The following is a 23069-nucleotide window of genomic DNA, read 5'->3' on the forward strand; positions in this document are numbered from 1 at the left end:
TGGAGAGTGGGAGGGGGAGGGGGAGGGAGAGGGGGCGCCGGCCGATCAGAAGCGGACGTGCTGCAGGATCCAGGCGTGCATCGCGACGGCCGCCGCGGCGGAGGCGTTGATCGAACGGGTCGAGCCGAACTGCGAGATCTCGAGCACGGCGACGGAGGCGGCGATCGCCTCCTCCGAGAGGCCCGGGCCCTCCTGCCCGAAGAGCAGCACGCAGCGCTCCGGCAGCGCGAACGTCTCGATCGGCACGCAGCCGGGCACGTTGTCGATCGCGAGCAGCGGGACGTCCTCCGCGGCGGCCCAGCGGGCGAGGTCCGCGACCGTCTCGTGGTGCTGCACGTGCTGGTAGCGGTCGGTGACCATCGCGCCGCGCTTGTTCCAGCGGCGGCGCCCCACGATGTGCACGCTCTCGGCGCCGAACGCATTGGCGCTGCGCACGATCGAGCCGATGTTCATGTCGTGCTGCCAGTTCTCGATGGCGACGTGGAAGGGATGCCGCGTCACGTCGAGCTCGGCGACGATCGCCTCCATCCGCCAGTAGCGGAAGCGATCGACCACGTTGCGCGAGTCGCCGTGCTCGAGCAGCTCGGGGTCGAGCCGGTCGTCGTCGGGGTGCGCGCCGACCCACGGCCCGACGCCCTTCGTCGTCACCTCGAGGGAGGCGGAGGGCCCGGCCTCGTCCACGTCTCGCGCCGCCCGGCCTAGGCCGACGGGGTGCCGTCGACCGAGCCCAGCATGTCGCCGCCGCCGGCGCGGTCGACGAAGCAGTAGTAGCTGCGCTCACCGGCGTCCCACTGCTCCTGGGTCACGGGGAAGGAGGCGGAGACCTGCACGTCGCCGTAGGCCTCGGCGCCCGCGACGTCGACGACGCCCTGCGTCTGGCAGAGCGAGGCGACCGAGACGGCCAGCGCGTCCTGGCCGGGGAACGTCGCGTCGGTCAGCTCGCCGGTGGCGACCATCTCGCCGGTGTGGGCGGTGGCGCAGTCGACGACCGTGAAGGTCTCGGCCCAGACGGTGTCGAAGGGCTGCAGGCACTCGCCGCCGAGCAGGGCGGTCCAGGCGTAGCTGCCGGCGGGCAGCGGGCCGACGGTGGGCAGGGCGGCGGTCGGAGCGGTGGTCGGAGCGGTCGTGGCGGTCGCGCTGGGCTGGGCCGGAGCGGCGGTCGTCGCGGCCGGGACGGGCACGGCGGCCCGATCGTCGTTCGAGCCGACGGCGATCCCGATGGCGAGGATCGCGCCGAGCAGGAGCACGACGCCCACGGCGATCAGGCCGATCAGGAGGCGCCGGCGGCTGCGCGTGCGCGCCGGGGCCGGAGCGCCGACGCTCGTGAGAGACGGGACCGGCTCGGCCGGAGGGGTCTTCGCGGGCTTCTCGGCGCGCGACCTCTCGGTGCGCGGCTTCTCGGCGCGGGTCTTCCGGGGCGGACGGGGCGAGCGCTTGGCGGCGTTGACGTGCGCGCGGGCGGGCGTGCTGAAGGGGGCGGCGGGCGGCGCGGCGGCAGGGGCGTCCTCGCGGGACGTCCCGTCCGCTCCGGCGTCCGCGCCGTCGGCCGGCTCGTCGGTTCCGGGGGCGTCGTCCTCGGGCTCGAGGTTCCAGGCGTAGGCGCCGGCGGTCTCGCGCCAGAGCTCCTCGTCGCCGCCGTCGACGTCGGACTCGTCGCGCGGGGCGACGACGTCCTCCCAGACCGGCGGGGCGTCCCAGCCGCCGCGGGGGTCGGGCCACTGGTACACGTCGGGCTCCGCGGGCTCGCGGGGCTCGGGGGCGGTCGCGCCCTCGGGGCGGTCGCCGCGGGGCTCGGGGCGCTGCTCGTGACGGGGCGTGCGGAGCGCGGGCGGCGCGGTCGGCAGGTCGGCGGTCGGGGGCGCGGGCGGCAGGACGGGCGCGACCGGCAGCACGGGCGCGGGCGTCGGCGGCTCGGTGGCGGCCGGCGCCGCGCTCGGCGCAGCGGCCGCGGGCGGCTGGGGTGTCTGCGGGAGCACCGGACCGAGCGGGAAGCGGGGGGAGGGAGTGACGGGACGCTCGGAGGCGGGCTCCGCCGGCACCTCGGGGGTAGGCGTCGGAGGGGTCGGCTCGTCCGCGACGGACCTCGAACGGGGCGCGGTGAAGGCGGCCCAGATGCCGCGGCGCGCGGAGTCGCGCTCGGCGGCGGACTGCGCGTCGGACTGCGCGTCGGATTCGGCAGCCGGTGCGTCCGCCGCCGGCGGCATGGTCGCGGGGTCGTCGGAGCGGGCGGGCTCGGCGTCGGAGTTCGTCTCGATCTCGTCCTGAGACGCGGGCGCCGGCTCCGCGGGACGCTCGGGCTCGACGGGCTGCTCGACCTCGACGGACGACTCGCTCTCGACGGAGCGCTCGGGCTCGACGGACTGCTCGGGCTCGACGGACTGCTCGGGCTGGAAGGGTCGCTCAGGCTCGACAGGCTGCTCGCGCTCGACGGGCCTCTCGACCTCGACGAGGCGCTCGTTCTCGACGGGCTCGACGGACTGCTCGATCTCGACGACCTGCTCGGGCTGGGAGGGTCGCTCGAGCGCGGCGGACTGCTCCGGCTCGACGGGCTCCGACGCGCCGGGCTCCGACGCACCGGACTGCTCATTGTCGCGGCCCTGCTCGGGCTCGACGGGGGCCGCCACTTCGACGGGCTCCTCGCGGCGCTCCTGCTCGGGCTCGGCGGCCGGCGCGGCCTCGCTCGCGGGCGCCGGGGTCCGCGGCGCCTCGAAGATGCTCTTCAGGCGGCCGCCACTGAGCTGCTCGAGGAGCCACTCACTGCCGCCGGGGCGGCGCTCCGGCTCGGGGCGGTCCTCGCCCTCGCGCGGCTCCGTCACCTCGGGCTGCTCGCCGTCGGGCCGCCCGCCGTGCTGGTCGCCGCGCTCGCGGCCGTCGTCCACCATCAGCTCAGACCGAGGTCGGCCAGCCCGATCGCGGCGAAGTAGGGGTAGCCGGCGCCCTCGATGATCTCGCGGGCCCCGGTCGCGCGGTCGACGACGACGGCGACGCCGGCGATCTCGGCGCCGACCTTGAGCAGCGCCTCGATGGCGGCGAGCGGCGAGCCGCCGGTGGTGGAGGTGTCCTCGACGACGACGACGCGCTTGCCGGCGAGGTCCGGGCCCTCGACCTGGCGGCCGCGGCCGTGGTCCTTGGGCGCCTTGCGCACGACGAAGGCGTCGTACTCGAGGCCGCGGAGGACGCCGCGGTGCAGGATCGCGGACGCGATGGGGTCGGCGCCCATCGTCAGACCGCCGACGGCGTCGACGCGCTCGATCGGAGCGATCAGGTCGAGCATCACGTCGCCGATCAGCGGAGCGACCCGGTGGTCGAGGCTGACGCGGCGCAGGTCGACGTAGTAGCTCGCCTTCTTGCCGCTCGTCAGGGTGAAGTCCCCGTGGAAGACGGCGTCGGAGCCGATGTACTCGATGAGCTGCTGGCGTGCGTCGGTCACGCGCCTACTCTACGGGGCACGCCTACGGCGCGGACTCGGCCCCGCCCGCGCGCGTCGCGCCGGCCTTCTCGCCCTGCCCCTCCTCGGCTCCGCCGCGGAACTGCGTCATGTAGAGGTCGTAGTACGCGCCGCGGCGCTGGAGCAGCGCATCGTGGGCGCCCTGCTCGACGATGCGGCCGGCCTCCATCACGAGGATGGTGTCGGCGTCGCGGATGGTGGAGAGGCGGTGCGCGATCACGAACGACGTGCGGTCGGTGCGCAGCGCCGCCATCGCGTGCTGGACGAGCAGCTCGGTGCGGGTGTCGACCGAGGAGGTCGCCTCGTCGAGGATGAGCAGCGACGGGTTGGCGAGGAACGCGCGGGCGATCGTGATCAGCTGGCGCTCACCGGCCGAGACGCTGCCGCCGTCGGCGTCGAGCACCGTGTCGTAGCCGTCCGGCAGCTGCTGCACGAAGCGGTCGACCATCGTCGCCCGGGCGGCGTCGGCGATCTCCTCGTCGGTGGCGTCGAGGCGGCCGTAGCGGATGTTCTCGCGGATCGTGCCCTGGAAGAGCCAGGCGTCCTGGAGCACCATGCCCACGCGCGAGCGGAGATCGCCGCGGCCGATCCGCGTGATGTCGACGCCGTCGAGCAGGATGCGCCCGCCGGTGAGCTCGTAGAAGCGCATCACCAGGTTGACCAGCGTGGTCTTGCCGGCGCCGGTCGGGCCGACGATGGCGACCGTCTGGCCGGGCTGGGCCGAGAAGGTCAGGCCCTCGATCAGCGGCTGCTCCGGGTCGTAGGAGAAGGAGACGTCCTGGAACTCGACGTGGCCGTCGGTGCGCTCGGGGAGCGAGTCGACCGGGGTCTCGGGCTCCTGCTCGTCCGCGTCGAGCAGCTCGAAGGTGCGCTCGGCCGAGGCGACGCCCGACTGCAGCATGTTCGCCATGCTCGCGAGCTGCGTCACCGGCTGGGTGAACTCGCGCGAGTACTGGATGAACGCGGTCGCGTCGCCGAGGGTCAGCTGGCCGGAGGCGACCCGCAGCCCGCCGACGACGGCGATCAGCACGTAGGAGAGGTACGACACGAAGGTCATCGCCGGCATGATCATGCCCGAGACGAACTGGGCGCCGAACGAGGCCGAGTAGAGCGCGTCGTTCCGGCGGTCGAACTCCTCGAGCATCTCGCGGTCGCGGCCGAAGGTGCGGACGATCTCGAGGCCGGAGAAGGTCTCCTCGATGTGGCCGTTCAGCGCGCCGGTGTTCTTCCACTGCGCGGCGAACAGCTTCTGCGAGCGGGCGCCGATGACGCCAGCGATCACGCCGGAGAGCGGGATCGAGACCAGCGCGATCAGCGCGAGCTGCCAGGAGACGATGAACATCATCACGGCGATGCCGATGATGGTCAGCACCGACTGGACGAGCTGCGAGAACGCCTGCTGGAGTGCCGTCTGGATGTTGTCCACGTCGTTGGTCACGCGCGACATCACGTCGCCGCGCTGCCGGGTGTCGAAGAAGCGCAGCGGCAGGCGGTTGAGCTTCGCCTCGATGTCCTGGCGGAGCCCGAAGACCACCCGCATGACGAGGCCGTTGAGGATGTAGCCCTGGGCCCACATCAGCACCGACGCGACGACGTACATCAGCAGCACGATGATGATGAGGCGGCCGAGCACCGTGAAGTCGATGCCCTCGCCGGGGACGATCGCGGTCTTCGAGAGCATGTCGGCGAAGGTGCCGTTGCCCTCCGCCCGCTGCTGCTCGATGATCTGCTCGAGCGGGACGCCGGCGGGCAGCTGCGAGCCGATCACCCCGTTGAAGATGGTGTCCATCGCCTGGCCGAGGATCTTCGGCGCGATGACGGTGAGGACGACCGACGCCGAGACGAGGGCGACGACCAGGATCATCCGGGCGCGCTCGGGGCCGAGCAGGCTGAACAGCCGCTTGGCGGAGGGCCAGAAGTTCTGCGCCTTCCGCGCGGGCGGGCCGTCGCCGAACATGCCGCCGTCGGCCTCGCCGGGCTCGAACTCGGGCTCGAGCTCGGAGGTCTCGGCGACCGGCGCCGCCTGGGCCTCGGTGTCGCGTGCGCGTGCCATCTCAGGCCACCCCTTCCACGCTCAGCTGGGATTCGACGATCTCGCGGTAGGTCGCGTTCGTCTCGAGGAGCTCGTCGTGCGTGCCGCGGCCGACGATGCGGCCCGCGTCGAGCACGACGATCTGGTCGGCGTTCCGGATCGTCGACACGCGCTGGGCGACGATGATCACGGTCGCGTCGGTGGTCGCCTCGGCGAGGGACTCGCGCAGGCGCGCGTCGGTCGCGACGTCGAGCGCCGAGAACGAGTCGTCGAAGAGGTAGACGCGGGGCTTCGCGACGAGCGCCCGCGCGATGCAGAGCCGCTGGCGCTGCCCGCCCGAGACGTTGGTGCCGCCCTGCGAGACCGGCTCGTCGAGCCCGCGCTCCTTCGCGCGGACGAAGTCCTCGCCCTGGGCGATGCGCAGCGCCTCCCAGAGCTCGGCGTCCGTCGCGTCCGGGCGGCCGAAGCGGAGGTTGGAGGCGATGGTGCCCGAGAAGAGGTAGGGCCGCTGCGGCACGAGCCCGACGACCTTCGCGAGCTGGGCGCGGTCGAGCGAGGAGACGGGCACGCCGTCGATCGCGACCGAGCCCTCCTGCGGGTCGAACAGCCGCGGCACGAGGCCGAGCAGGGTCGTCTTCCCCGCGCCGGTCGAGCCGACGATGGCCGTCGTCCGGCCGGGCTCGGCGACGAGGTCGAGCTGCGCGAGCACGGGGCGCTCGGCGCCGGGGTAGCCGAAGACCACGCCGGAGAACTCGACGCGGCCGACGGCCGGAGCGTCGACGCCGCCGGTCGGCGTGGTCAGGCTGGTCCGGGTGTCGAGGACCTCCTGGATGCGCTCGGAGCAGACCACGGCGCGCGGGATCATCATCACCATGAAGACGCCCATCATCACGGCGGTGAGGATCTGCAGCAGGTACTGGAGGAACGCGGTCAGCGAGCCGATCTGCATCTGACCCGCGTCGACCCGGTGCCCGCCGAACCAGAGCACGGCGGCCGTGGCGAGGTGCAGGATCATCATGATCGCCGGGAACATCAGCACGAAGATGTTGCCGACCTTGATCGACACCTCGGTGATCGCCTCGTTCGAGCGGCGGTAGCGCTCGGACTCGAAGGGCTCGCGGACGAAGGCGCGGACCACGCGGATGCCGGTGATCTGCTCGCGCAGCACCCCGTTGATCCCGTCGATGCGGTCCTGCATGAGTCGGAACAGCGGCAGCAGCAGGAAGACCAGCACGCCGACGACGACGAAGAGCACGGGCACCGAGACCCAGACCAGCCAGGAGAGACCCGCGTCCTCGCGCAGGGCGAAGACGATCCCGCCGATGCACATGATCGGCGTCGACACCATGAAGTTGAGCGTCATCAGCACGAGCATCTGCACCTGCTGCACGTCGTTGGTGCCGCGGGTGATCAGGGTCGCGGTGCCGAAGCGGCCGACCTCGAGCCCGCTCAGCGAGTCGACCCGGCGGTAGACGTCGCGGCGCAGGTCGCGGCCGACGGCCATCGCGGTGCGGGCGCCGAAGTAGACGCCGCCGATCGCCGCGGCGACCTGGACGAGGCAGACCGTGAGCATCGTCATGCCGGTGGCCCAGATGAAGTCGGTGTCGCCCTGGCCGATGCCCTGGTCGATGATCTCGGCGTTGAGGCTCGGCAGGTAGAGCGCCGCGAGGGTCGCGATCAGCTGGAGCACCACGACCGCCGCGATCGACCGGGAGTAGGGCTTCGCGTACGAGGACGCGAGACGGAGCAGGATCATGGGTCCTCCGGACGGGAGCGGGGCAGGGAGGGGCGGAGGCGGTCGGCGAGCGACCGGAACGGGGGCGGCCGGGGCTTCGGGGCTCGGACCGAGCGGCGCGGAGGAGCGGCCGCTTCAGGGACGACGCAAGACAACCATCGACCACCGACACCGGTTCCGCAATCCGTCGCCCGGATGAGCGGCCCCGCGCGTCCGCGCGCGGCGTCCGTGTGCAGGAACCGTGTCGGCGGCGGCTCCTAGACTTCCGGAATGCGCATCGCCACCTGGAACGTGAACTCCATCCGGGCCCGCACCGGCCGCGTCGTCGACTGGCTGGTGCGCGAGGACGTCGACGTCCTCGCCATGCAGGAGCTCAAGTGCAAGCCCGAGCAGTTCCCGCACGAGGCCTTCGCCCAGGCCGGGTACCACGTCGAGATGGTCGGCCTCAGCCAGTGGAACGGCGTCGGCATCGCCTCCCGCCTGCCGATGGAGGACGTCCAGGTCGGCTTCCCCGGCATGCCCGGCTTCGCCAAGGAGCCCGCGGCCGACGGCTCCTTCCCGCTCGAGGCCCGTGCGATCGGCGCGACGGTCGACGGCGTGCGCGTGTGGAGCCTCTACGTCCCCAACGGCCGCGCGGTCGGCGACCCGCACTGGCACTACAAGCTCGAGTGGTTCGCCGCGCTCGAGGCGAGCACCCGCGCCTGGCTCGCGGCCGAGCCCGACCTGCCGCTCGCCCTGGTCGGCGACTGGAACGTCGCCCCGCTCGACAGCGACGTCGGCGACCCGACGCTGGGCCCCGGATCCACGCACGTCTCCCCCGAGGAGCGCGCCGCCTTCGAGGCCTTCACCGCCGCGGGCCTGCACGACGTCGTCCGCCCGCTCGTCCCCGAGGGCTACACCTACTGGGACTACAAGCAGCTGCGGTTCCCGCGCAACGAGGGGCTGCGGATCGACTTCGTGCTCGGCTCGCGCGCCTTCGGCGACCTGGTGACCGGCGCCTCGATCCACCGGAACGAGCGCAAGGGCGACGCCCCGAGCGACCACGTGCCGGTCGTGGTCGACCTCGATCTCGACACCTCGCTCGACGACGACCGCCCGATGATCTTCTGACCGTGGCCTCCTCGAAGAAGAAGCGCGCCCGCGCCGACCAGCAGCCGTCCGCCGCGCAGCGCCCGTCGACAGCCCAGCGCGCCGCCGCGAGCCGCCCGGCCGTGGCGCGGGCGCACGACGAGTTCCGCACCGAGGCCTACCGCTCGGTCCGCGAGACCTTCGCCGCCGGCAAGCCGCTGCGCCGCCGCTGGGACCTGGTGCTCTCGATCCTCGGCTGCCTCGCGCTCGGGCTGCTCTGCGTGGTGCTCGGCTATCTCGCCGCGATCCTCGCCGTCTTCCCCGGTCAGTGCGAGGGTCAGAACATCGCCTGCGACTACGACCGGATCGACTGGGGCGTCTCGCTCGCCCTGATCGGCCCGCCGATCCTGACGCTGATCGCCGTGGGCGTGACGATCATCCGCTACCTCGTCGGCCGCCGGGTGTTCTGGATCCCGATCGTCGCCTTCGTGCTCTGCGTCGGCACCGCGTTCCTCGCGTCCTGGCTCGTCACCAGCTCGATCCCCGGCTCCGCGCTGGCCTGAGCGGGGCGGCCGTCAGCCGGCCGCCCCGCCGTCAGCCGGCGCAGGCCGGGTCGTCCGCGAGGGTGACCTCGGTCTTGTTGATCATCGGCGTGACCCGGACGGCCTGCTCGCCGAAGGTCGCGGCGGCGTCGGCGGCCGTGAAGCCGACCGTCACCGTCGTCGACTCGCCGGGAGCGAGCTGGACCGCGACGCGCGCGACCGGCCGGCCGAGGTCCTCGGTCGGGTCGGAGATCCGGGCGGCGTCGCCGAGCGGGTCGGACCAGGAGGCCTGCGCCTGCGAGGTCGTCGTGCCGGGAGGGCCGTAGACGTAGACGTTGGTGACGAAGTCGCCGAGCGGGAAACGGTTCCCGCCGTTCGCCGCCACGTACTTCGGCAGCGTGCGCGCCACCTTCTCGGTGATCGTGTTCGTCAGCGTGACCTGGGTGGAGAAGGTCGTGCCGCCGGCGGCGCAGCGGTTCGTGCTCGACTGGGTGACGGCGGTGTCGAGGTAGTAGTCCATCTTCGAGCCGATCGACGCGTCCTGGAAGAACACGCCGGTGGTCGAGGTGTCGTCGTTGTCCGTCGGCAGGACGCCCGCGATCGGCGTCGGCGCGAGCAGCGCCTGCTCGTCCGGATCGGTGCTGTAGGCGAGGATGCGGCTCTCGCCGACCGCCTTCACCACGGCCGGGAGCATCTTGGACGGCTCCATGTCGCCGCCGAGGATCTTGCCGAGGACGGTCGCGCTGGCCTCCGAGAAGAAGGCGTCCGTCGCGTCGGCGACCGTCGCGTCCGAGTAGCGGAAGTAGACCTTGTTCAGCAGCGTCGAGACGGTGTTCTCGCTGGTCAGCTCGGTGCCGTCGGTGAGCGTCACCGGGCCGGTGGCGGCGAGCAGGTACTGCAGCGCCATCGGGTCGATCGCGAGGACGCCGTCGACCTTCTGCTCCGGGAACTTCTGCGCCCAGAACTGCGTCGCGATCGAGGCCGCGGTGGGGAAGTCGGGGCGGCTCGTCGACACGTTGAACGTGGTCGCGAGGTTGCCGCCGAAGGTGTCGAGCGCGCTCTGGTCGACCGAGACGGGCTGCAGGTCGCGGAAGTCCTGGCTCGACTGCTGCGTGCCCACCGTGATCGCGCCGCCGTCGATGTTCAGCTGCATCACCGACGAGGCGCCGCCGCCCAGCGCCTGCGCCTCGGCGAGGTTCTGGAAGAGCACGAGGTAGCTGCGCGGTCCGCTCGCGCCGAGCGCGTCGGGGAGGATCGCGGTGATCGGCTGGACCTGGTCCATCGCGCTGGTCGCCGTCTCGAGCTGCGGGGCGAACGCGTCGAGCGCCGAGGCGACCTGCGGCACGAGCGCGCCCCGGTCGATCCCCTCGACGCGGGCCTGCGCCTCGTCGACGACGCCCTTGGCGACGGTGATCTTGTCGGAGAGCGCGGTGATCGCCGCGATGTCGACCTTGCCGTCGACCGGCTTGAGGACGTCGAGCGAGGTGGAGGAGAGCGGGGTGACGATCTTGCCCGAGACGTCGTCGGCGATCTCGGTCGCGGCGCGGACGGCCGAGAGGTTCGGGCCGAGGAAGGGCACGATCTCCATCACGCGCCACACCGGGTCGTCGGTCTCGTCGCGCGCCTCGCCGGTGAGGGTCGCGATCTGGCCGGCCGTCGACTCCGCGCCCGCCGTGTCGAAGCCGGTGAGCTGGTCGGCGACCTGCGAGACCAGCGGGATGGCGGAGGTGAGCTTGGCGCGCACCGTCATCGCCTTGTCGTAGGTCTGCACCGCGAGGAACACGGCCACGACCGCGCCGATCACGAGGACCAGCAGGACGGTCAGGGTGATCCAGAGGCCCCGTCTGCTGCGGCGAGGGGTGCCGGAGGCGCGGCGAGAGGAGGTCGTCGTGGTGCTCATTCGAGAGAGCCTAAGCGACGCCCGCCCGCAGGCGACGGTCGATCCGCGCCGTCGTCAACCCAGGAGGAGGGACACGGCGATGAGCACGGGCACCGCCATGACGGTGGTGACGAGGGCCGTGTCGCGCGCCACGGCGACACCGCGGTCGTAGCGGGAGGCGAAGTTGAAGATGTTCTGCGCGGTCGGCAGCGCGGCCGTCACGGTCACCGCGAAGAGGTGCTCGGCGTCGAGCGCGAAGGCGAAGCGGCCGAGCAGATAGGCGGTCGCGGGCATCACCAGCATCTTGAGCAGCGAGGCGACGGCCACCTCGATCCGCCCGGGCCCCGGCTCCAGCGGCCGCTGCCCGCGCAGCGACATCCCGAACGCCATCAGCACCAGCGGGATCGACGCGTTGCCGATGATCGAGAACGGCTCGAGCAGCGGCGCCGGCAGCTGCACTCCCGTGACCGAGACGACCAGGCCGAGCGCCGAGGCGATGATCATCGGGTTCCGCAGCGGCTGGGTGAGGATGCCGGTGACGGAGGCGCGCCCGCTCGTCGACACGTCGAGCACGGTGAGGATCGTCGGCGCCAGCAGCAGCAGCTGGAGGAGCAGCGTCGGCGCGACCCACTGCGGGTCGCCGAGCACGTAGATCGCGACCGGCAGGCCGATGTTGTTGGCGTTCACGTAGGAGGAGGCGGCGGTGCCGATCACCGTCTCCGGCACCGGGCGGCGGAAGAACAGCCGCGACGCGACCAGGTAGAGCACCGCGACGATCGCGACCGTGATCAGCGACACGAGGAGGAAGGAGGAGAACAGCACCGTGACGTCGGCCCGGGCGAGCACCGTGAACAGCAGCGCCGGCGTCGTGACGAAGAACGCGATGCGGGTGAGGACGGCACGGCCCTCGGGCGGGACCAGCCCGAACCGGGCGATCAGGTAGCCGACCGCGATGACGGTCCCGATGATCGCGAAGCCGGTGAGCACTCCCTCCACGGCGTCCTCCGTCTCGTCGTGCGGCGGAACCGGGCGGCTCGCGGGCTGGGATCGTCGGCGCGGGTGCGCACCGCGTCCAGCCTAGGAGGCACCGCCCGTTGCCCCGCCGCCGGGGCGCGCCTACGGTGGGCGCATGCCGCATCTCGAGGTCCCCGGAGCGACCCTGCACTGGGAGTCGGACGGCCACGCCTCCGCTCCCGCCCTCCTGCTCGTGCACGCGGGCATCACCGACCTGCGGATGTGGGACCCGGTCGTCGCCGCGCTCGCGGAGGACCACCTGGTGATCCGCTACGACACCCGCGGCTTCGGCGAGACCCGGACGGACGACGTCGAGTTCGACCCGCGGCAGGACGCCCTCGACGTGCTCGAGCACCTCGGCGTCGAGCGCGCGACGGTGATCGGCTGCTCGCGCGGCGGCTCGCTCGTCCTCGACCTCACGCTCGAGCACCCCGACCGCGTCACCGGCCTGGTGCTGATCGCCCCCGGTGTCGGCGGCTTCCCCTACCCCGACCTCACCGAGGAGGAGGACCGCCGCTTCGACGAGATCGACGCGGTGCTGACCACCGGCGACCACGAGCGCGTCTCTCGGATGGAGGCGGAGCTGTGGGCGTTCGGCCCCGACCGCGACCCCGCCTCGCTCGACCCCGCGTTCGTCGAGACCGTGCGCGAGCTCGCCCGCGGCCGCGCCGGCCACGAGGGCGAGAAGCCCCGGCCGACCGAGATCGAGCCGCCCGCCTACGACCGCGTCGTCGACATCGCGGTGCCCACACTGGCGATGGTCGGCGCGCACGACGTCTCCGAGTCCCTCCCTGTGCACGCCTTCCTCTCGGCGACGGTGCCGGGCGCAGCGGCCCACGTCTTCGAGGACGCGGCCCACCTCCCCAGCGTCGAGCGACCCGACGAGTTCCTCGCCGTGCTGCGCCCGTGGCTGGCGTCCCACGGCCTCTGACCCGGAGCTGCGATGGGCGCACACGCATGCTGGTCGAGCAGCCCCGCAGGGGCGTATCGAGACCCACCGTCCTCAGCAGGCCGGCTCAGCGGACTCGACTTCTGACGCTGGCGGATCTCGATACGCCCGCGACGCGGGCTACTCGATCAGCATGATCCGACCCAGCGCGACAAGCATCCGTGGACGTCTCCGCACCGTGCTGGTGGAGGAGCACGCAGGAAACTGGCGCGACAGCGCGCCATCACGCTGGTCGAGTAGCGCGCAGCGCGTATCGAGACCCCACGTTCCGCAGAAGGGTGGCACGCCCGCGACTCCGTCAGCGGTTCTTGAAGTAGCGGAACAGGTGCTTCTCGCGCGTCGTCAGCACGCCGAGGAGGACGCCCGTCGCCGCGGACAGCAGGGCGACCGCCGGCGTCCGGAGGCCTTGGATCAGGGTCGCCGCCGCGTCGCCGGGCGGACCGGTGCTCCAGAGGACCAGGGCCACGAAGAGGCCTGCCGAGCCGACCGGGACCAGCCACGCGAGCGACTCCAGCAGCAGGACCGCCAGCAGCTCGATCCGGTGGACGCACGAGTGCAGTGCGGAGGCGAGCTCGACCCGGCGCAGGGCGGTCACCGCCCAGCACGAGGATGCTGAAGATCAAAGGTCTGGCGACGAGGGAATGATCCAGGCGGCGAGGTCTATGGCGCTGGCGCTTGTGTCCTCGAGGGCGCGGGCCAGCGCGGGAGAGACGAAGCGGACCAGTGCGCTGGAGCGGAGGCGGCCGTGTGGATCGATGAAGCGACCGATGTGGAGGGTCTCCCGGCCGGCGCCGTCGCTCTCGAAGATGCGGTCGATGGCGTCGAGCGTCTGGAGTCCCCAGGGGGAATGAACCACCAGGAAGGAGTCGCCCAGGACGCGGCGGAGACCGCGGCCTACCGGCTCCGGATCGGTGGCACTCGCGACTCCGAACCAGCCGCGTTCGTCGCAGTGGGCGACGTAGGACACGAGCCCGGACTCGCGGAGACCGTCGACGACTGCCATCACATCCGCCGCGAGGACTTCCGCTCTCGTCGTCCGGCCGCCGGCGACGAGAGGGGGCTCGGCACGATCGCCGAGAGCGTCCGGGAATCGCACCGGCTCTCGGAACGGGACAATGCGGGCCTCGGTGATTCCTCCATCCCGCCAGACGCCCTCGACCGTGACGAGGTCGACGCCGGCGGGAGCGGACTCGAGAGTCAGCGGAACGCTCGGCGCCGCCTGCTCGACGACGATGTCGTAGAGGCCGGCGCCCACTGCGGCAAGGCGGAGTCCCCCGGCCACTCGCTTCAGCCGACCGGTGGCGACGACGCCATCGCCGGCTGAGACGACGAGCGAGGAGATCGGTCGGAGATCCCCGCCCTGGGCGCTCATAGCCCAGCCGGCCCCGTCGATTTCGCCGTCCGCGTCGTACCCATACATGGATGATATGAACGCGGGGTCACGATGTCGACCGTGGCGCGTCACAACCGGCGCTCCTGCTGCTCGAGGAATGCGCAGCGCGTGTCGCGCCGGCGTTCTGCAGGAGAGCCGATCTGGATACGCCCGCTGCGCGGGCTACTCGATCAGCATGGACAGGCCCAGCGCGGCCGAGACGCGTGAACATCCCGGCAACCCCGCTGGTCGCGAAGCTCGCAAGTAACGGGCGCGACAGCGCTCGATTCGATCGCGGAACGCATAAAGAACGGGCGCGCCAGCGCGCCATCATGCTGGTCGAGTAGCGCGCAGCGCGTATCGAGACCCCGCGCTCTGCAGAACGGTGGATCTCCGTACGCCCGCTCCGCGGGCTACTCGATCAGCATGGTGGGCCGCTGCTACGCGACGTCGGCCAGGTCGAACGCCCAGTCGGCGTAGAGGACCGGCGGGTCGCCGGCCTCGACGACGTCGACGCGGTCGAAGCCGGCCTCGACGCAGATCGCGCTGTCCTCCGCGTCGTCCGCGGGGACGTAGGCGTGCACGAAGCGCGGCAGCGGGAACGCCGCCGCCTCCTCGAGGAGCAGGCGCACCGAGCGCGCCACGACGCCGCGATCACGGGCAGCAGGAGCGATGCTCCAGCCCGTCTCGTAGGCGAGAGTGCCACGCGAGTGGCCGTACCAATAGCCGATGGAGCCGACGCAGTGCCCGTCGAGCTCGATCGCGTAGAAGAACCCGCTCCCCTCGGCCCAACCGCGCAGATAGCGGTCGTGCCGATCGAGGAACTCGTCTTCCGTCTCGAGATGCTCCCCGGACTCCGCGAGATCGCTGCGGAGCGCGGTGACGTCCGCCTGCGGCCAGGGCAGGAGTCGGAGGGTCTCGGACTGCTGATCGATGCTGACTGTTCTGTGGTCGCTTCCGGGTTCGGGTCCCGTCACGCGATCCGATCCTTCCTCTTGAAGGTGGACCGACGCCCTGCCGCTCCGCCAGGTGTTCGGAGTCGCAGGTCTATCGGATGGCCGCCGGGTGATCGCGGCCGTGATGTCCGCACTATCTTCGACCCCTTGGAGGAGCCTTGGCGGCAACCTCGCGAATCTAGCCCCGGAAGGGGGGTGCTTCCTGCGAAAAGGCTGGTCGCGGGCTGGTATCGCACGCCGATCCACCCGTCGATCTGCGCGGAAGGGGCCGTTCCGGCGGAGTCGTGCGCCGTGATCGCCGACCTCGCGGATTCGCTCCGGGCTCACGCAAGAAAAGCGCGCGTCGCGGCCCATACGCTCGGGGAAGGGCCGGATCCGGCCCGCAGCACCGGTCGAACGAGCGTGAGGAGGATCACCATGTCGCAATTCGTGCAGAGCACAGTCGTCGGAGAACCCGAGGTCGTCGAGGACCGCATCGAGACCTCCCGCGACTGGCTCCGCCTCAAGGCCGCCGCCACCGCGCTCCAGCCACTGCAGGCGAAGGACGGCTCGCTGGCCGACCCGGACCGCCTGGGTGACGCGCGCGCCGAGATCGAGCGCCTCGTCGACGCGATCCGCGCCCTCGCGCCCGCCTTCCCGCACGACGCCGCCTACCTCGAGGCGCTCGTCGTCGACTTCGAGCGCTGGAGCGCCGAGGGGCTCGGCGTCCCGGACTTCCTCGACTCGCTGCAGGCGTTCCAGCCGCAGCTCGACCGCGTCGACGGCCTGCGCCACCTGGTCGTCTTCCCGATGCTGACGCAGAACGGCAGCCGCGACCGCCACGTCGAGGCCGTGCTCGTCGAGGTCGTCTGGCCGCGCTTCGTCGCGGAGCTCGAGGCGGGCGACTACTCGAACGCGCTGTTCGTGCCGGTGCGCTTCGTCGACTTCACCGCCGGCTACGACACCGACAGCGCCGTGCTCTTCCCGGAGACCGTCGCGATGCGTGCCGTCCCCGCCTTCACCTGGGGCGCGATCTTCGCGGACCGCGAGGCCGCGCGCTTCCGCCGCGTCGTCTCGGCCGCGGCGGAGATCACCCGCCTCGAGCTGCCGGAGGACGCGCGCCGGATGCTCGAGGACCAGCACGTCGCGGAGGAGGCCTTCGTGATGTGGGACCTCATCCACGACCGCACGCACATGCGCGGCGACCTGCCGTTCGATCCGTTCATGATCAAGCAGCGGATGCCGTTCTTCCTCTACTCCCTCGAGGAGCTGCGCTGCGATCTGACCGCGTTCCGCGAGTCGGTCGCGATCGAGCGGCGCCTGGCCGGCCTGGAGCACCGCGACACGGAGGAGGAGGCGCTCGCGGCGCGGGCGCGCTCGGTGCAGTACGCGATCCTGTTCGACCGCCTGTTCCGCTTCCCGCTGACCGGCTCGCGGGTGCGCAACTACGACGGGCTCGGCGGCCAGCTCCTCTTCGCCTGGCTGCACCAGCACGGCGTCCTGCACTGGACCGACACCCGGCTGGCCTTCGAGTGGGACAGCGTCGCGGACGTGGTCGTCGCGCTCTCGGACGCCATCGACGAGCTCTACTGGCGCTCGATCGACCGGCCGAAGACCGCGCACTGGCTCGCCGCCTACGCGCTGGTCGCGGCGACGGTGACGCCGCACCCGGCCTCTGCGTGGGCGCGCGGGCTGCCGGACGAGGTTCTGCTCGGAGCCCCGCGCGGGCTGACAGACGCGGTGCTGGACGACGAGTTCCCGCTGTCGATGTTCTACGAGGCGCTCGGCAAGAAGATGGGCGACGTGATCGCGTCCACCGCGGGCATCACCGGGCGCGACTGACAGATGCGGGCGGTGCGCGCGGCGGGCCTCACCATGCTGATCGAGCAGCCCGCGCACCGGCCCCGCCCATGCTGATCGAGTAGCCCGCGCAGCGGGCGTATCGAGATCCACCACCGTCAGAACGCGAGTCTGCAGACCCGCCCCGCTGAGGCCGGCAGGTCTCGATACGCCCCTGCGGGGCTACTCGACCAGCATGGTGGCGGCTCGACCAGGAGGAGAGGAGCGTCATGCGGCGACTCGCGCGTCGGCCTGCCCGACCGACGTCGGTTAGCGTGGGGCGCATGCCCTCTGGCGCCGTCGCTGCCGACCCCTTCGCTGCGGGCTGGACGCGGCGAGCGCCGACCCGGGCCGCGTACGTCCGCGACTCCGTCGCCGCGGGCGTCCTGCTGGCGGCGACCCTCCTCTCGGTCGCCCTCTACACCTCCGCGGGCTTCACCGACGCCGCGCACCCCGCCGTGAGCACGCTCTGGGCGCTCGCGATGACCCTCCCGCTCGCGCTGCGCCGGCGGTTCCCGTCGGCGGTGGCCGTCGCGCTCACCGCGGTCTACGCCCTCGGGCTGATCCTGCAGGTGCCGGAGTCGCTGTTCAACCAGATCTGCCTCTACCTCGCGCTCTACACGGTCGGGGCCTGGAGCCGCGATCGGCGCCTCGCGCTCGTCGTGCGCACGGTCATCGCGGTCGGCATGCTCGGCTGGCTGATCGTCACCCTGGCCACCGGCGCCCCGGTGAGCAGTCCGCTCCCGGCCGAGGAGTCCGCGGGCCTGCTCCCGCCGTACATCGCGGAGTCGGCGCTGGCGGTCGTCGCGAACCTGCTCTACTTCGGCAGCGCCTACGTCTTCGGGGACGCGTCCTGGCAGTCGGCCCGGCGGCTGGAGGCGCTCGAGGCGCGCACGGCCGAGCTCGACGACGAGCGGGAGCGCTCCTCCCGCCAGGCCGTCTCCTCGGAGCGGCTGCGCATCGCCCGCGAGCTGCACGACGTCGTCGCCCACCACGTCAGCGTGATGGGCGTGCAGGCGGGGGCCGCGCGGCGGGTGCTCGCGCGCGATCCGGAGCGGGCGGCGACGGCGCTCAGCGCGATCGAGAGCGACGCGCGCTCGGCGATCGAGGAGCTGCACCGCATCCTCATCGCCCTCCGCGCCGAGGACACCGCCCTCGACCCGCTCACCGACGCGGCCTCGACCCGCGGGGTGGCGCAGCTCGAGGAGCTCGTCCTCGCCGCGACCGGCTCGGGCCTCCCCGCCGTCTTCCTCACCGTCGGCGAGCCCCGCGACATCCCGGCGACCGTCGGCCTCAGCCTTTACCGGATCGCGCAGGAGTCGCTGACGAACGTCCGCAAGCACGCGGGGCGCGGGGCCACCGCCGAGGTGCGGCTGCGCTATCTCGACGACGCCGTCGAGCTGGAGGTCGCCGACGACGGCGGCGAGGGAGCGCATCCCGTCGCCGCGACGTCCTGCGGGCTGGGGCACACCGGCATGAGCGAGCGCGCGGCGGCCGTCGGCGGCACGGTCGAGACCGGTCCGAGCGGCTCCGGCTACCTGGTGCGCGCCCGCGTCCCTCTGACGAGCGTCCGCGCGAGGGCCGGGGAGCAGGTAGCGTCGTCCGAGGTGTCGTGGGGGCGCCGGGAGCGAGCGAGCGGGGGGCGCGCATGACGGCCGACGTCCGGGTGCTGCTCGTCGACGACCAGGAGCTCGTCCGCGCCGGCTTCCGCACCATCCTCGAGTCCGAGCCGGGCATCGTCGTCGTCGGTGAGGCCCGCACCGGGATCGAGGCGATCGAGCGCGCGTCCGAGCTGTGCCCGGACGTCATCTGCATGGACGTGCAGATGCCCGGGATGGACGGCCTGGCCGCGACCCGCGAGATCGTCAAGGATCCGCGGCTCTGCTCCAGCGTCCTCATCCTGACCACCTTCGACCGCGACGACTACCTCTTCGAGGCGCTGTCCTCCGGAGCGAGCGGCTTCCTGCTCAAGAACGCGTCCCCGGAGGCGCTCGTGGAGGCCGTGCAGGTGGTCGCGCGCGGCGACGCGATGCTCGCCCCGGACGTGACGCGGCGCGTGCTCGAGCGCTTCGCGACGGCGCCGGCCCGGGCCGCCGACGTGCACCCCGGCATCGAGGAGCTCACCGACCGCGAGCGCGAGGTGCTGGTGCACCTGGCGCGCGGCTCGTCCAACGCCGAGATCGCCGCCGAGCTGTTCGTCGGCGAGGCCACCGTGAAGACGCACGTGTCCAAGATCCTGATGAAGCTGCGCGTCCGCGACCGCATCCAGGCCGTCGTCTTCGCCTACGAGCACGGGATCGCGGTCCCGGGGCGGTCCTGACCGACCCGGTCGTGATCGATCCGATCGTGTCCGCGAGCAGCGTCCGATCGTGCCCGTTCGGGCGTCAGCGCCGGGGCTGCGCCGGGGCGGGACGTGGCGGGATTCGACGGACGAACTCCATGCGGATGTCGGGGACGATCTTCCGGTCGAGCACGACGGTCATGTAGCGGCCGTCGACCCGGGCGCCGATGGCGACCACGTCGGGGTCGGTGTCGACGCGGTAGCCGCGCAGAGCCTCGCCGTCGACGACGACCGGGACGCCGCGCACGACGTCCTCGTCGCGGAGGGCGGCGGCGACCACCGGCATGCCGCCGCGGCGGGTGCGGACGCGGCCGGGGAAGGTGTTGCGGAGCACGTCGCCCATGTGCGCGGCGAGGCGCGACTCCAGCGGTCGGCTGCGCTCGGCGGGGATCGGCACGGAGGTGCGGACGGCCTCCCAGAGCACGGGATAGCGCATCCGGGTGACCTGGTCGACCATCCACGGCGGGAGGTGGTCGTTCTCGGCGCGCTCGATCGCGCGCTTCTGCTCCGGGGTGAGCGGGACGTGGTTGACCGGGTCGGCGCGATTGCGCGGATTCTTGTAGAAGGAGTAGGAGAGGGAGATCTCGACGAAGCGTCCGAGCGCCATGGTCTGGGCTGCCGCGAACTCCTCGAGACGGGGCTGCGGGGCGAACGCGAGGACGGGATCGCCGAAGCGAGCCGCGATCTCGTCCACCCCGGGAGGGGCGGGCATGTCGCGGACCGCCCCCGAAGTGTCCATGCGCATAGGACAAGAGTGGCCTGCCTCCCACCCGATACCAACTTCTTGACGGCAATCGGCTTTCGGGTGCGGGAGCGTTCACACGATGGAAACACGGGCGACAGCGGCGGACGCACCCCAGGATCGGCGCGCGACGGGCTGCGAGGATGGGGGGATGAGCGCTCTGCACGATCCCGACCTCCGCGGCTTCGCCTCCGACAACTACTCCGGCGTGCACGAGGAGGTGCTCGCCGCGATCGCCGCCGCGAACGGCGCCCACCAGGTGGCCTACGGCGAGGACGTCTACACCGAGGAGCTGCAGCGCGTCTTCCGCCGGGAGTTCGGCGAGCAGGCCGAGGCGTTCCCGGTCTTCAACGGAACCGGGGCGAACGTGACCGGTCTGCAGTCGATGCTGCCCCGCTGGGGAGCGGTCGTCTCGGCCGGCACAGCGCACATCAACTCGGACGAGGGCGGGGCGCCCGAGAAGGTCGGCGGGATCAAGATCCTCACCGTCGAGAGCGCCGACGGCAAGCTCACGCCCGCGCTCGTGGACGAGCAGGCCTGGGGATTCGGCGACGAGCACCGCGCTCAGCCGCTGGTCGTCTCGATCACGCAGTCGACCGAGCTCGGCACCGTCTACACGCCCGAGGAGGTGCGCGCGCTCGCCGATCAGGCCCACGAACGGGGGATGCGGCTCCACATGGACGGAGCGCGGATCGCGAACGCCGGAGCGGCCCTCGGCCTGCCCGTGCGCGCCTTCACCGTCGACGCCGGCGTCGACGTGCTGTCCTTCGGCGGCACCAAGAACGGGATGCTGCTCGGCGAGGCGATCGTCGTGCTCGACCCCGAGGCGTCCAGCGGGCTGACCTTCCTCCGCAAGACCAACATGCAGCTGTCCTCGAAGATGCGCTTCCTCTCGGCGCAGCTGCTCGCGATGCTCGGCCAGGACGGCGAGGCGGAGCCGCTCTGGCTGCGCTCGGCGCGGCACGCGAACGCGATGGCGGCGCGGCTGCGCTCGCAGCTCGACGAGGCTGTGGCGGCGGGGCGGATCACCGGGCTCGCCTTCACCCAGCCGACGCAGGCGAACGCGGTGTTCGCGACGCTGCCCGCGGGCGTCGCGGACCGGCTCCGCGCCGCCTACCGCTTCTACGACTGGAATCCGGCGACGGGCGAGGTGCGCTGGGTCTGCTCGTTCGACACGAGCGAGGACGACATCGACGCCTTCACGGCGGCGATCGAGCGCGAGCTGGCGGCGTGAGGGCGCGCGCCGTCGGGGCGGGGGCGGCGCTGCTCGTCGCGGTCGGGCTGCTCGCGGGCTGCACGGCGGCCGAGCCGGAGGCGAGCGGGACGGCGTCCGCGTCGGTGTCTGCCACGCCCTCCGCTTCCCCGACTCCGACTCGCTCCTCGGCCGCCCGGCTCGACTGCGACGCTCTGCTGCCGGTCGCGCGCGCCTCGAGCGCCCTCGGGATCGCGTCCGGCTCGCTCGAGGGGTCGCGGGACGAGACGGTGCGCTCCTCGGCCGAGCTGATCCGCGAGTCGGCGCAGGAGAACGGCGGGCTGCTGACCTGCGCCTGGTACGAGGAGGACGGCACGGCGTCGATCGTCGCGTCCGCGGCCGAGGACGCTGCGGACGCGTTCTCCGCGGCCGGCCTCTCCGGCCGAACGCGACTCGCGACCGACGTCGAGGCGTACAGCGCCTGCTCGGTCGAGATCTGCACGGTCGATCTGCTCACCGGGTCGACCTGGGTGACGCTCGCGCTGTCGGGGGCGCCGGCCGATGCCGATCTCGTCGCGCTCACCACCGCCACCGCCGCGGCCGCCGTCGGGCGGCTCGACGAGCCGGTGACCGCGACCGCTCCGGCCTGCGCCGAGATGCTGACCGGCGAGCAGCTGGCGACGACGGCCGGGCTGGTCGAGGCCACTCCGGGGACCGGGACCGAGGGCGTGGCGCCGTCGACCGCCTCCGCCGCGGCCGCCGCCCGCGCGGGCTACGCCTCCTGCACCTGGACCGACGCGACCAGCAGCAGCTACTCGGGACTGAGCGTCGACGTGCTGCCGAACGGCGAGGACGGCTGGCGGAACCTCTCGCTGACCACCGGGCTCGCCGTCACCCTGACTCCGCTCGACGGGCTCGGCGACCGGGCGCTCTCGGGCTGCGGCGGCGGATCGTGCGAAGTCGACGTGCTGGACGACGACGCGTGGTGGCGGGTGCTCGTGACCGGCGACGCGGCGCGCGCCGAGGCCGTGGCGCGCGCGGTCATCGCCGGCTGATCCCCCTTCGCGAGATGCCACTTGTGCACGCCTTTCACGGCGTGTCGCGTGCACAAGTGGCATCTCGCGGGAGGGAGGGGGACGGGGGTCAGGGGCGCCAGTACTCGTAGTGGGACGACTCGCGGCAGCCGAGGGACGCGTAGAGGCGGCGGGCGGCGGCGTTGTCGGCGAGCACCTGGATCCAGAGGCGGTCGGTGCCGCGGGCGACGGCCTGCTCGAGGAGGGCACGGAGGATCGCGGCGGCGTGGCCGCGGCGGCGGGCGTCGGGGCGGGTGGCGAGAGCGAACAAGCCGACCCAGGGCTCGCCGTCCTCGGCGGTCGCCCGGGCGAGCCTGCCGCAGGCGGCGGGGCCACTCGCGTCGCGCAGCAGGGCGTAGGAGGAGTCGCAGCCCTCGAGGATCCGCTGGGCGATCGCGCGCTCGGAGTCGCCGCCGCGGCCGTCGACCGACCACCAGAGCGACAGCCAGTCCTCGCCGGGCGCGTCGGCCGTCTCGATCGACGTCGCCGCCGGCGTCTCCGGCGTCTCGGCCGGCTCGGCGGCGGCGGAGCCGAGCGCGGCGAGCGCCTCCGCCACGGAGCCGGTGAGGACGAGGGTGCGCTCGTGCGGGGCGTAGCCGCGGCGGGCGAGCCGCTCGGGCAGGTCAGCGGGGAGCGTCGCGGGGCCGAGCTGGAACAGCGGCGGGATCCCCTGCTCGCGCGCGAACGCCTCCGCCGCCGCGATCGCCTGCTCCGCGTCGTCGACGGGGCCGGAGGTGAGCACGGAGTTGGCCCGCTTCGTGACGCCGCCGGCGGCGCGCAGCCACCAGCCGCCGAGCGCACGGCGCTCGAGCGGCGGCCAGGCGTCGGCGGCGAGGCGGTCGAGGAGGCGCGGATCCATCCGTCCACGCTAGCGGCGGCTCCGCGCGGGACTCGTCGACGGGTTCGCA

At 72.7% G+C, this 23069-nt stretch carries 20 protein-coding genes; 8 read left to right on the forward strand and 12 right to left on the reverse strand.

Annotated features, from left to right (window positions below):
* Positions 1–45 precede the first annotated feature (45 nt).
* The 5 genes from HQQ86_RS13905 to HQQ86_RS13925 are packed head-to-tail and all read right to left on the reverse strand — an operon-like array spanning position 46 to position 7236.
* Positions 46–681 (reverse strand): TrmH family RNA methyltransferase, encoded by a 636-nt coding sequence (locus HQQ86_RS13905; RefSeq protein WP_173288886.1) that lies wholly within the window; start codon positions 679–681, stop codon positions 46–48.
* A 17-nt stretch (positions 682–698) separates the two neighbouring features.
* Positions 699–2882, reverse strand: a complete 2184-nt coding sequence (locus HQQ86_RS13910; protein ID WP_173288887.1) for a septum formation family protein — start codon at positions 2880–2882, stop codon at positions 699–701.
* A complete protein-coding gene (pyrE, locus tag HQQ86_RS13915; protein ID WP_123447133.1) occupies positions 2882–3430 on the reverse strand; it encodes an orotate phosphoribosyltransferase in 549 nt (182 codons plus the stop codon). The genes HQQ86_RS13910 and pyrE overlap by 1 nt, the downstream gene beginning before the upstream one ends.
* Before the next feature lie 22 nt (positions 3431–3452).
* The gene (locus HQQ86_RS13920; protein WP_173288888.1) at positions 3453–5501 is read right to left on the reverse strand and encodes an ABC transporter ATP-binding protein; all 2049 of its coding nucleotides are present in this window, start codon (positions 5499–5501) and stop codon (positions 3453–3455) included.
* A 1-nt stretch (position 5502) separates the two neighbouring features.
* On the reverse strand, positions 5503–7236 hold the full coding sequence (locus tag HQQ86_RS13925; protein WP_173288889.1) for an ABC transporter ATP-binding protein: 1734 nt from the start codon (positions 7234–7236) through the stop codon (positions 5503–5505).
* A 249-nt stretch (positions 7237–7485) separates the two neighbouring features.
* Here HQQ86_RS13925 and HQQ86_RS13930 point away from each other — a divergent pair, with 249 nt between their 5' ends.
* Positions 7486–8325 (forward strand): exodeoxyribonuclease III, encoded by an 840-nt coding sequence (locus HQQ86_RS13930; RefSeq protein ID WP_123706017.1) that lies wholly within the window; start codon positions 7486–7488, stop codon positions 8323–8325.
* A 2-nt stretch (positions 8326–8327) separates the two neighbouring features.
* On the forward strand, positions 8328–8846 hold the full coding sequence (locus tag HQQ86_RS13935) for a DUF6264 family protein (protein ID WP_173288890.1): 519 nt from the start codon (positions 8328–8330) through the stop codon (positions 8844–8846).
* A gap of 31 nt (positions 8847–8877) precedes the next feature.
* Here the strand turns inward: HQQ86_RS13935 and HQQ86_RS13940 are convergent, their stop codons facing one another.
* The gene (locus tag HQQ86_RS13940) at positions 8878–10725 is read right to left on the reverse strand and encodes a DUF4012 domain-containing protein (RefSeq protein WP_173288891.1); all 1848 of its coding nucleotides are present in this window, start codon (positions 10723–10725) and stop codon (positions 8878–8880) included.
* 54 nt (positions 10726–10779) lie between these two features.
* Positions 10780–11700, reverse strand: coding sequence for an AEC family transporter (locus HQQ86_RS13945; RefSeq protein WP_173288892.1), 921 nt, complete (start codon positions 11698–11700; stop codon positions 10780–10782).
* A 133-nt stretch (positions 11701–11833) separates the two neighbouring features.
* Between HQQ86_RS13945 and HQQ86_RS13950 the strand changes: the two genes are divergently transcribed.
* A complete protein-coding gene (locus HQQ86_RS13950; RefSeq protein ID WP_173288893.1) occupies positions 11834–12649 on the forward strand; it encodes an alpha/beta fold hydrolase in 816 nt (271 codons plus the stop codon).
* Between the two features lie 316 nt (positions 12650–12965).
* Here the strand turns inward: HQQ86_RS13950 and HQQ86_RS13955 are convergent, their stop codons facing one another.
* From HQQ86_RS13955 to HQQ86_RS22090, 3 genes are all read right to left on the reverse strand, one after another.
* On the reverse strand, positions 12966–13262 hold the full coding sequence (locus HQQ86_RS13955) for a hypothetical protein (RefSeq protein ID WP_173288894.1): 297 nt from the start codon (positions 13260–13262) through the stop codon (positions 12966–12968).
* Positions 13263–13286: 24 nt separating this feature from the next.
* Complete coding sequence (locus HQQ86_RS13960) at positions 13287–14132, reverse strand: hypothetical protein (RefSeq protein ID WP_173288895.1); 846 nt, start codon at positions 14130–14132, stop codon at positions 13287–13289.
* 347 nt (positions 14133–14479) lie between these two features.
* Positions 14480–15016 (reverse strand): GNAT family N-acetyltransferase, encoded by a 537-nt coding sequence (locus HQQ86_RS22090; RefSeq protein WP_173288896.1) that lies wholly within the window; start codon positions 15014–15016, stop codon positions 14480–14482.
* 396 nt (positions 15017–15412) lie between these two features.
* Here HQQ86_RS22090 and HQQ86_RS13970 point away from each other — a divergent pair, with 396 nt between their 5' ends.
* The 3 genes from HQQ86_RS13970 to HQQ86_RS13980 all read left to right on the forward strand — a co-directional run bounded on the left by HQQ86_RS13970 (position 15413) and on the right by HQQ86_RS13980 (position 19133).
* Positions 15413–16816, forward strand: a complete 1404-nt coding sequence (locus HQQ86_RS13970; protein WP_173288897.1) for a DUF6421 family protein — start codon at positions 15413–15415, stop codon at positions 16814–16816.
* Between the two features lie 281 nt (positions 16817–17097).
* On the forward strand, positions 17098–18465 hold the full coding sequence (locus HQQ86_RS13975) for a sensor histidine kinase (protein WP_173288898.1): 1368 nt from the start codon (positions 17098–17100) through the stop codon (positions 18463–18465).
* A complete protein-coding gene (locus HQQ86_RS13980; protein WP_173288899.1) occupies positions 18462–19133 on the forward strand; it encodes a response regulator transcription factor in 672 nt (223 codons plus the stop codon). The genes HQQ86_RS13975 and HQQ86_RS13980 overlap by 4 nt, the downstream gene beginning before the upstream one ends.
* A 64-nt stretch (positions 19134–19197) precedes the next feature.
* Here the strand turns inward: HQQ86_RS13980 and HQQ86_RS13985 are convergent, their stop codons facing one another.
* Positions 19198–19893, reverse strand: coding sequence for a hypothetical protein (locus HQQ86_RS13985; RefSeq protein WP_159421748.1), 696 nt, complete (start codon positions 19891–19893; stop codon positions 19198–19200).
* Positions 19894–20047: 154 nt separating this feature from the next.
* Here HQQ86_RS13985 and HQQ86_RS13990 point away from each other — a divergent pair, with 154 nt between their 5' ends.
* Together HQQ86_RS13990 and HQQ86_RS13995 are read left to right on the forward strand one after the other, a co-directional pair.
* Entirely contained in the window at positions 20048–21130 is a 1083-nt protein-coding gene (locus HQQ86_RS13990) for a low specificity L-threonine aldolase (protein ID WP_173288901.1), read from the forward strand.
* A complete protein-coding gene (locus HQQ86_RS13995) occupies positions 21127–22143 on the forward strand; it encodes a hypothetical protein (protein ID WP_173288902.1) in 1017 nt (338 codons plus the stop codon). Before HQQ86_RS13990 ends, HQQ86_RS13995 begins: the two co-directional genes overlap by 4 nt.
* An 88-nt stretch (positions 22144–22231) precedes the next feature.
* Here the strand turns inward: HQQ86_RS13995 and HQQ86_RS14000 are convergent, their stop codons facing one another.
* Positions 22232–23020: a GNAT family N-acetyltransferase gene (locus HQQ86_RS14000; RefSeq protein WP_173288903.1), complete on the reverse strand. Its 789-nt coding sequence runs from the start codon at positions 23018–23020 to the stop codon at positions 22232–22234.
* Between the last annotated feature and the right edge of the window lie 49 nt (positions 23021–23069).

The organism is Rathayibacter sp. VKM Ac-2857 (assembly GCF_013205025.1).
Lineage (GTDB): Bacteria > Actinomycetota > Actinomycetes > Actinomycetales > Microbacteriaceae > Rathayibacter.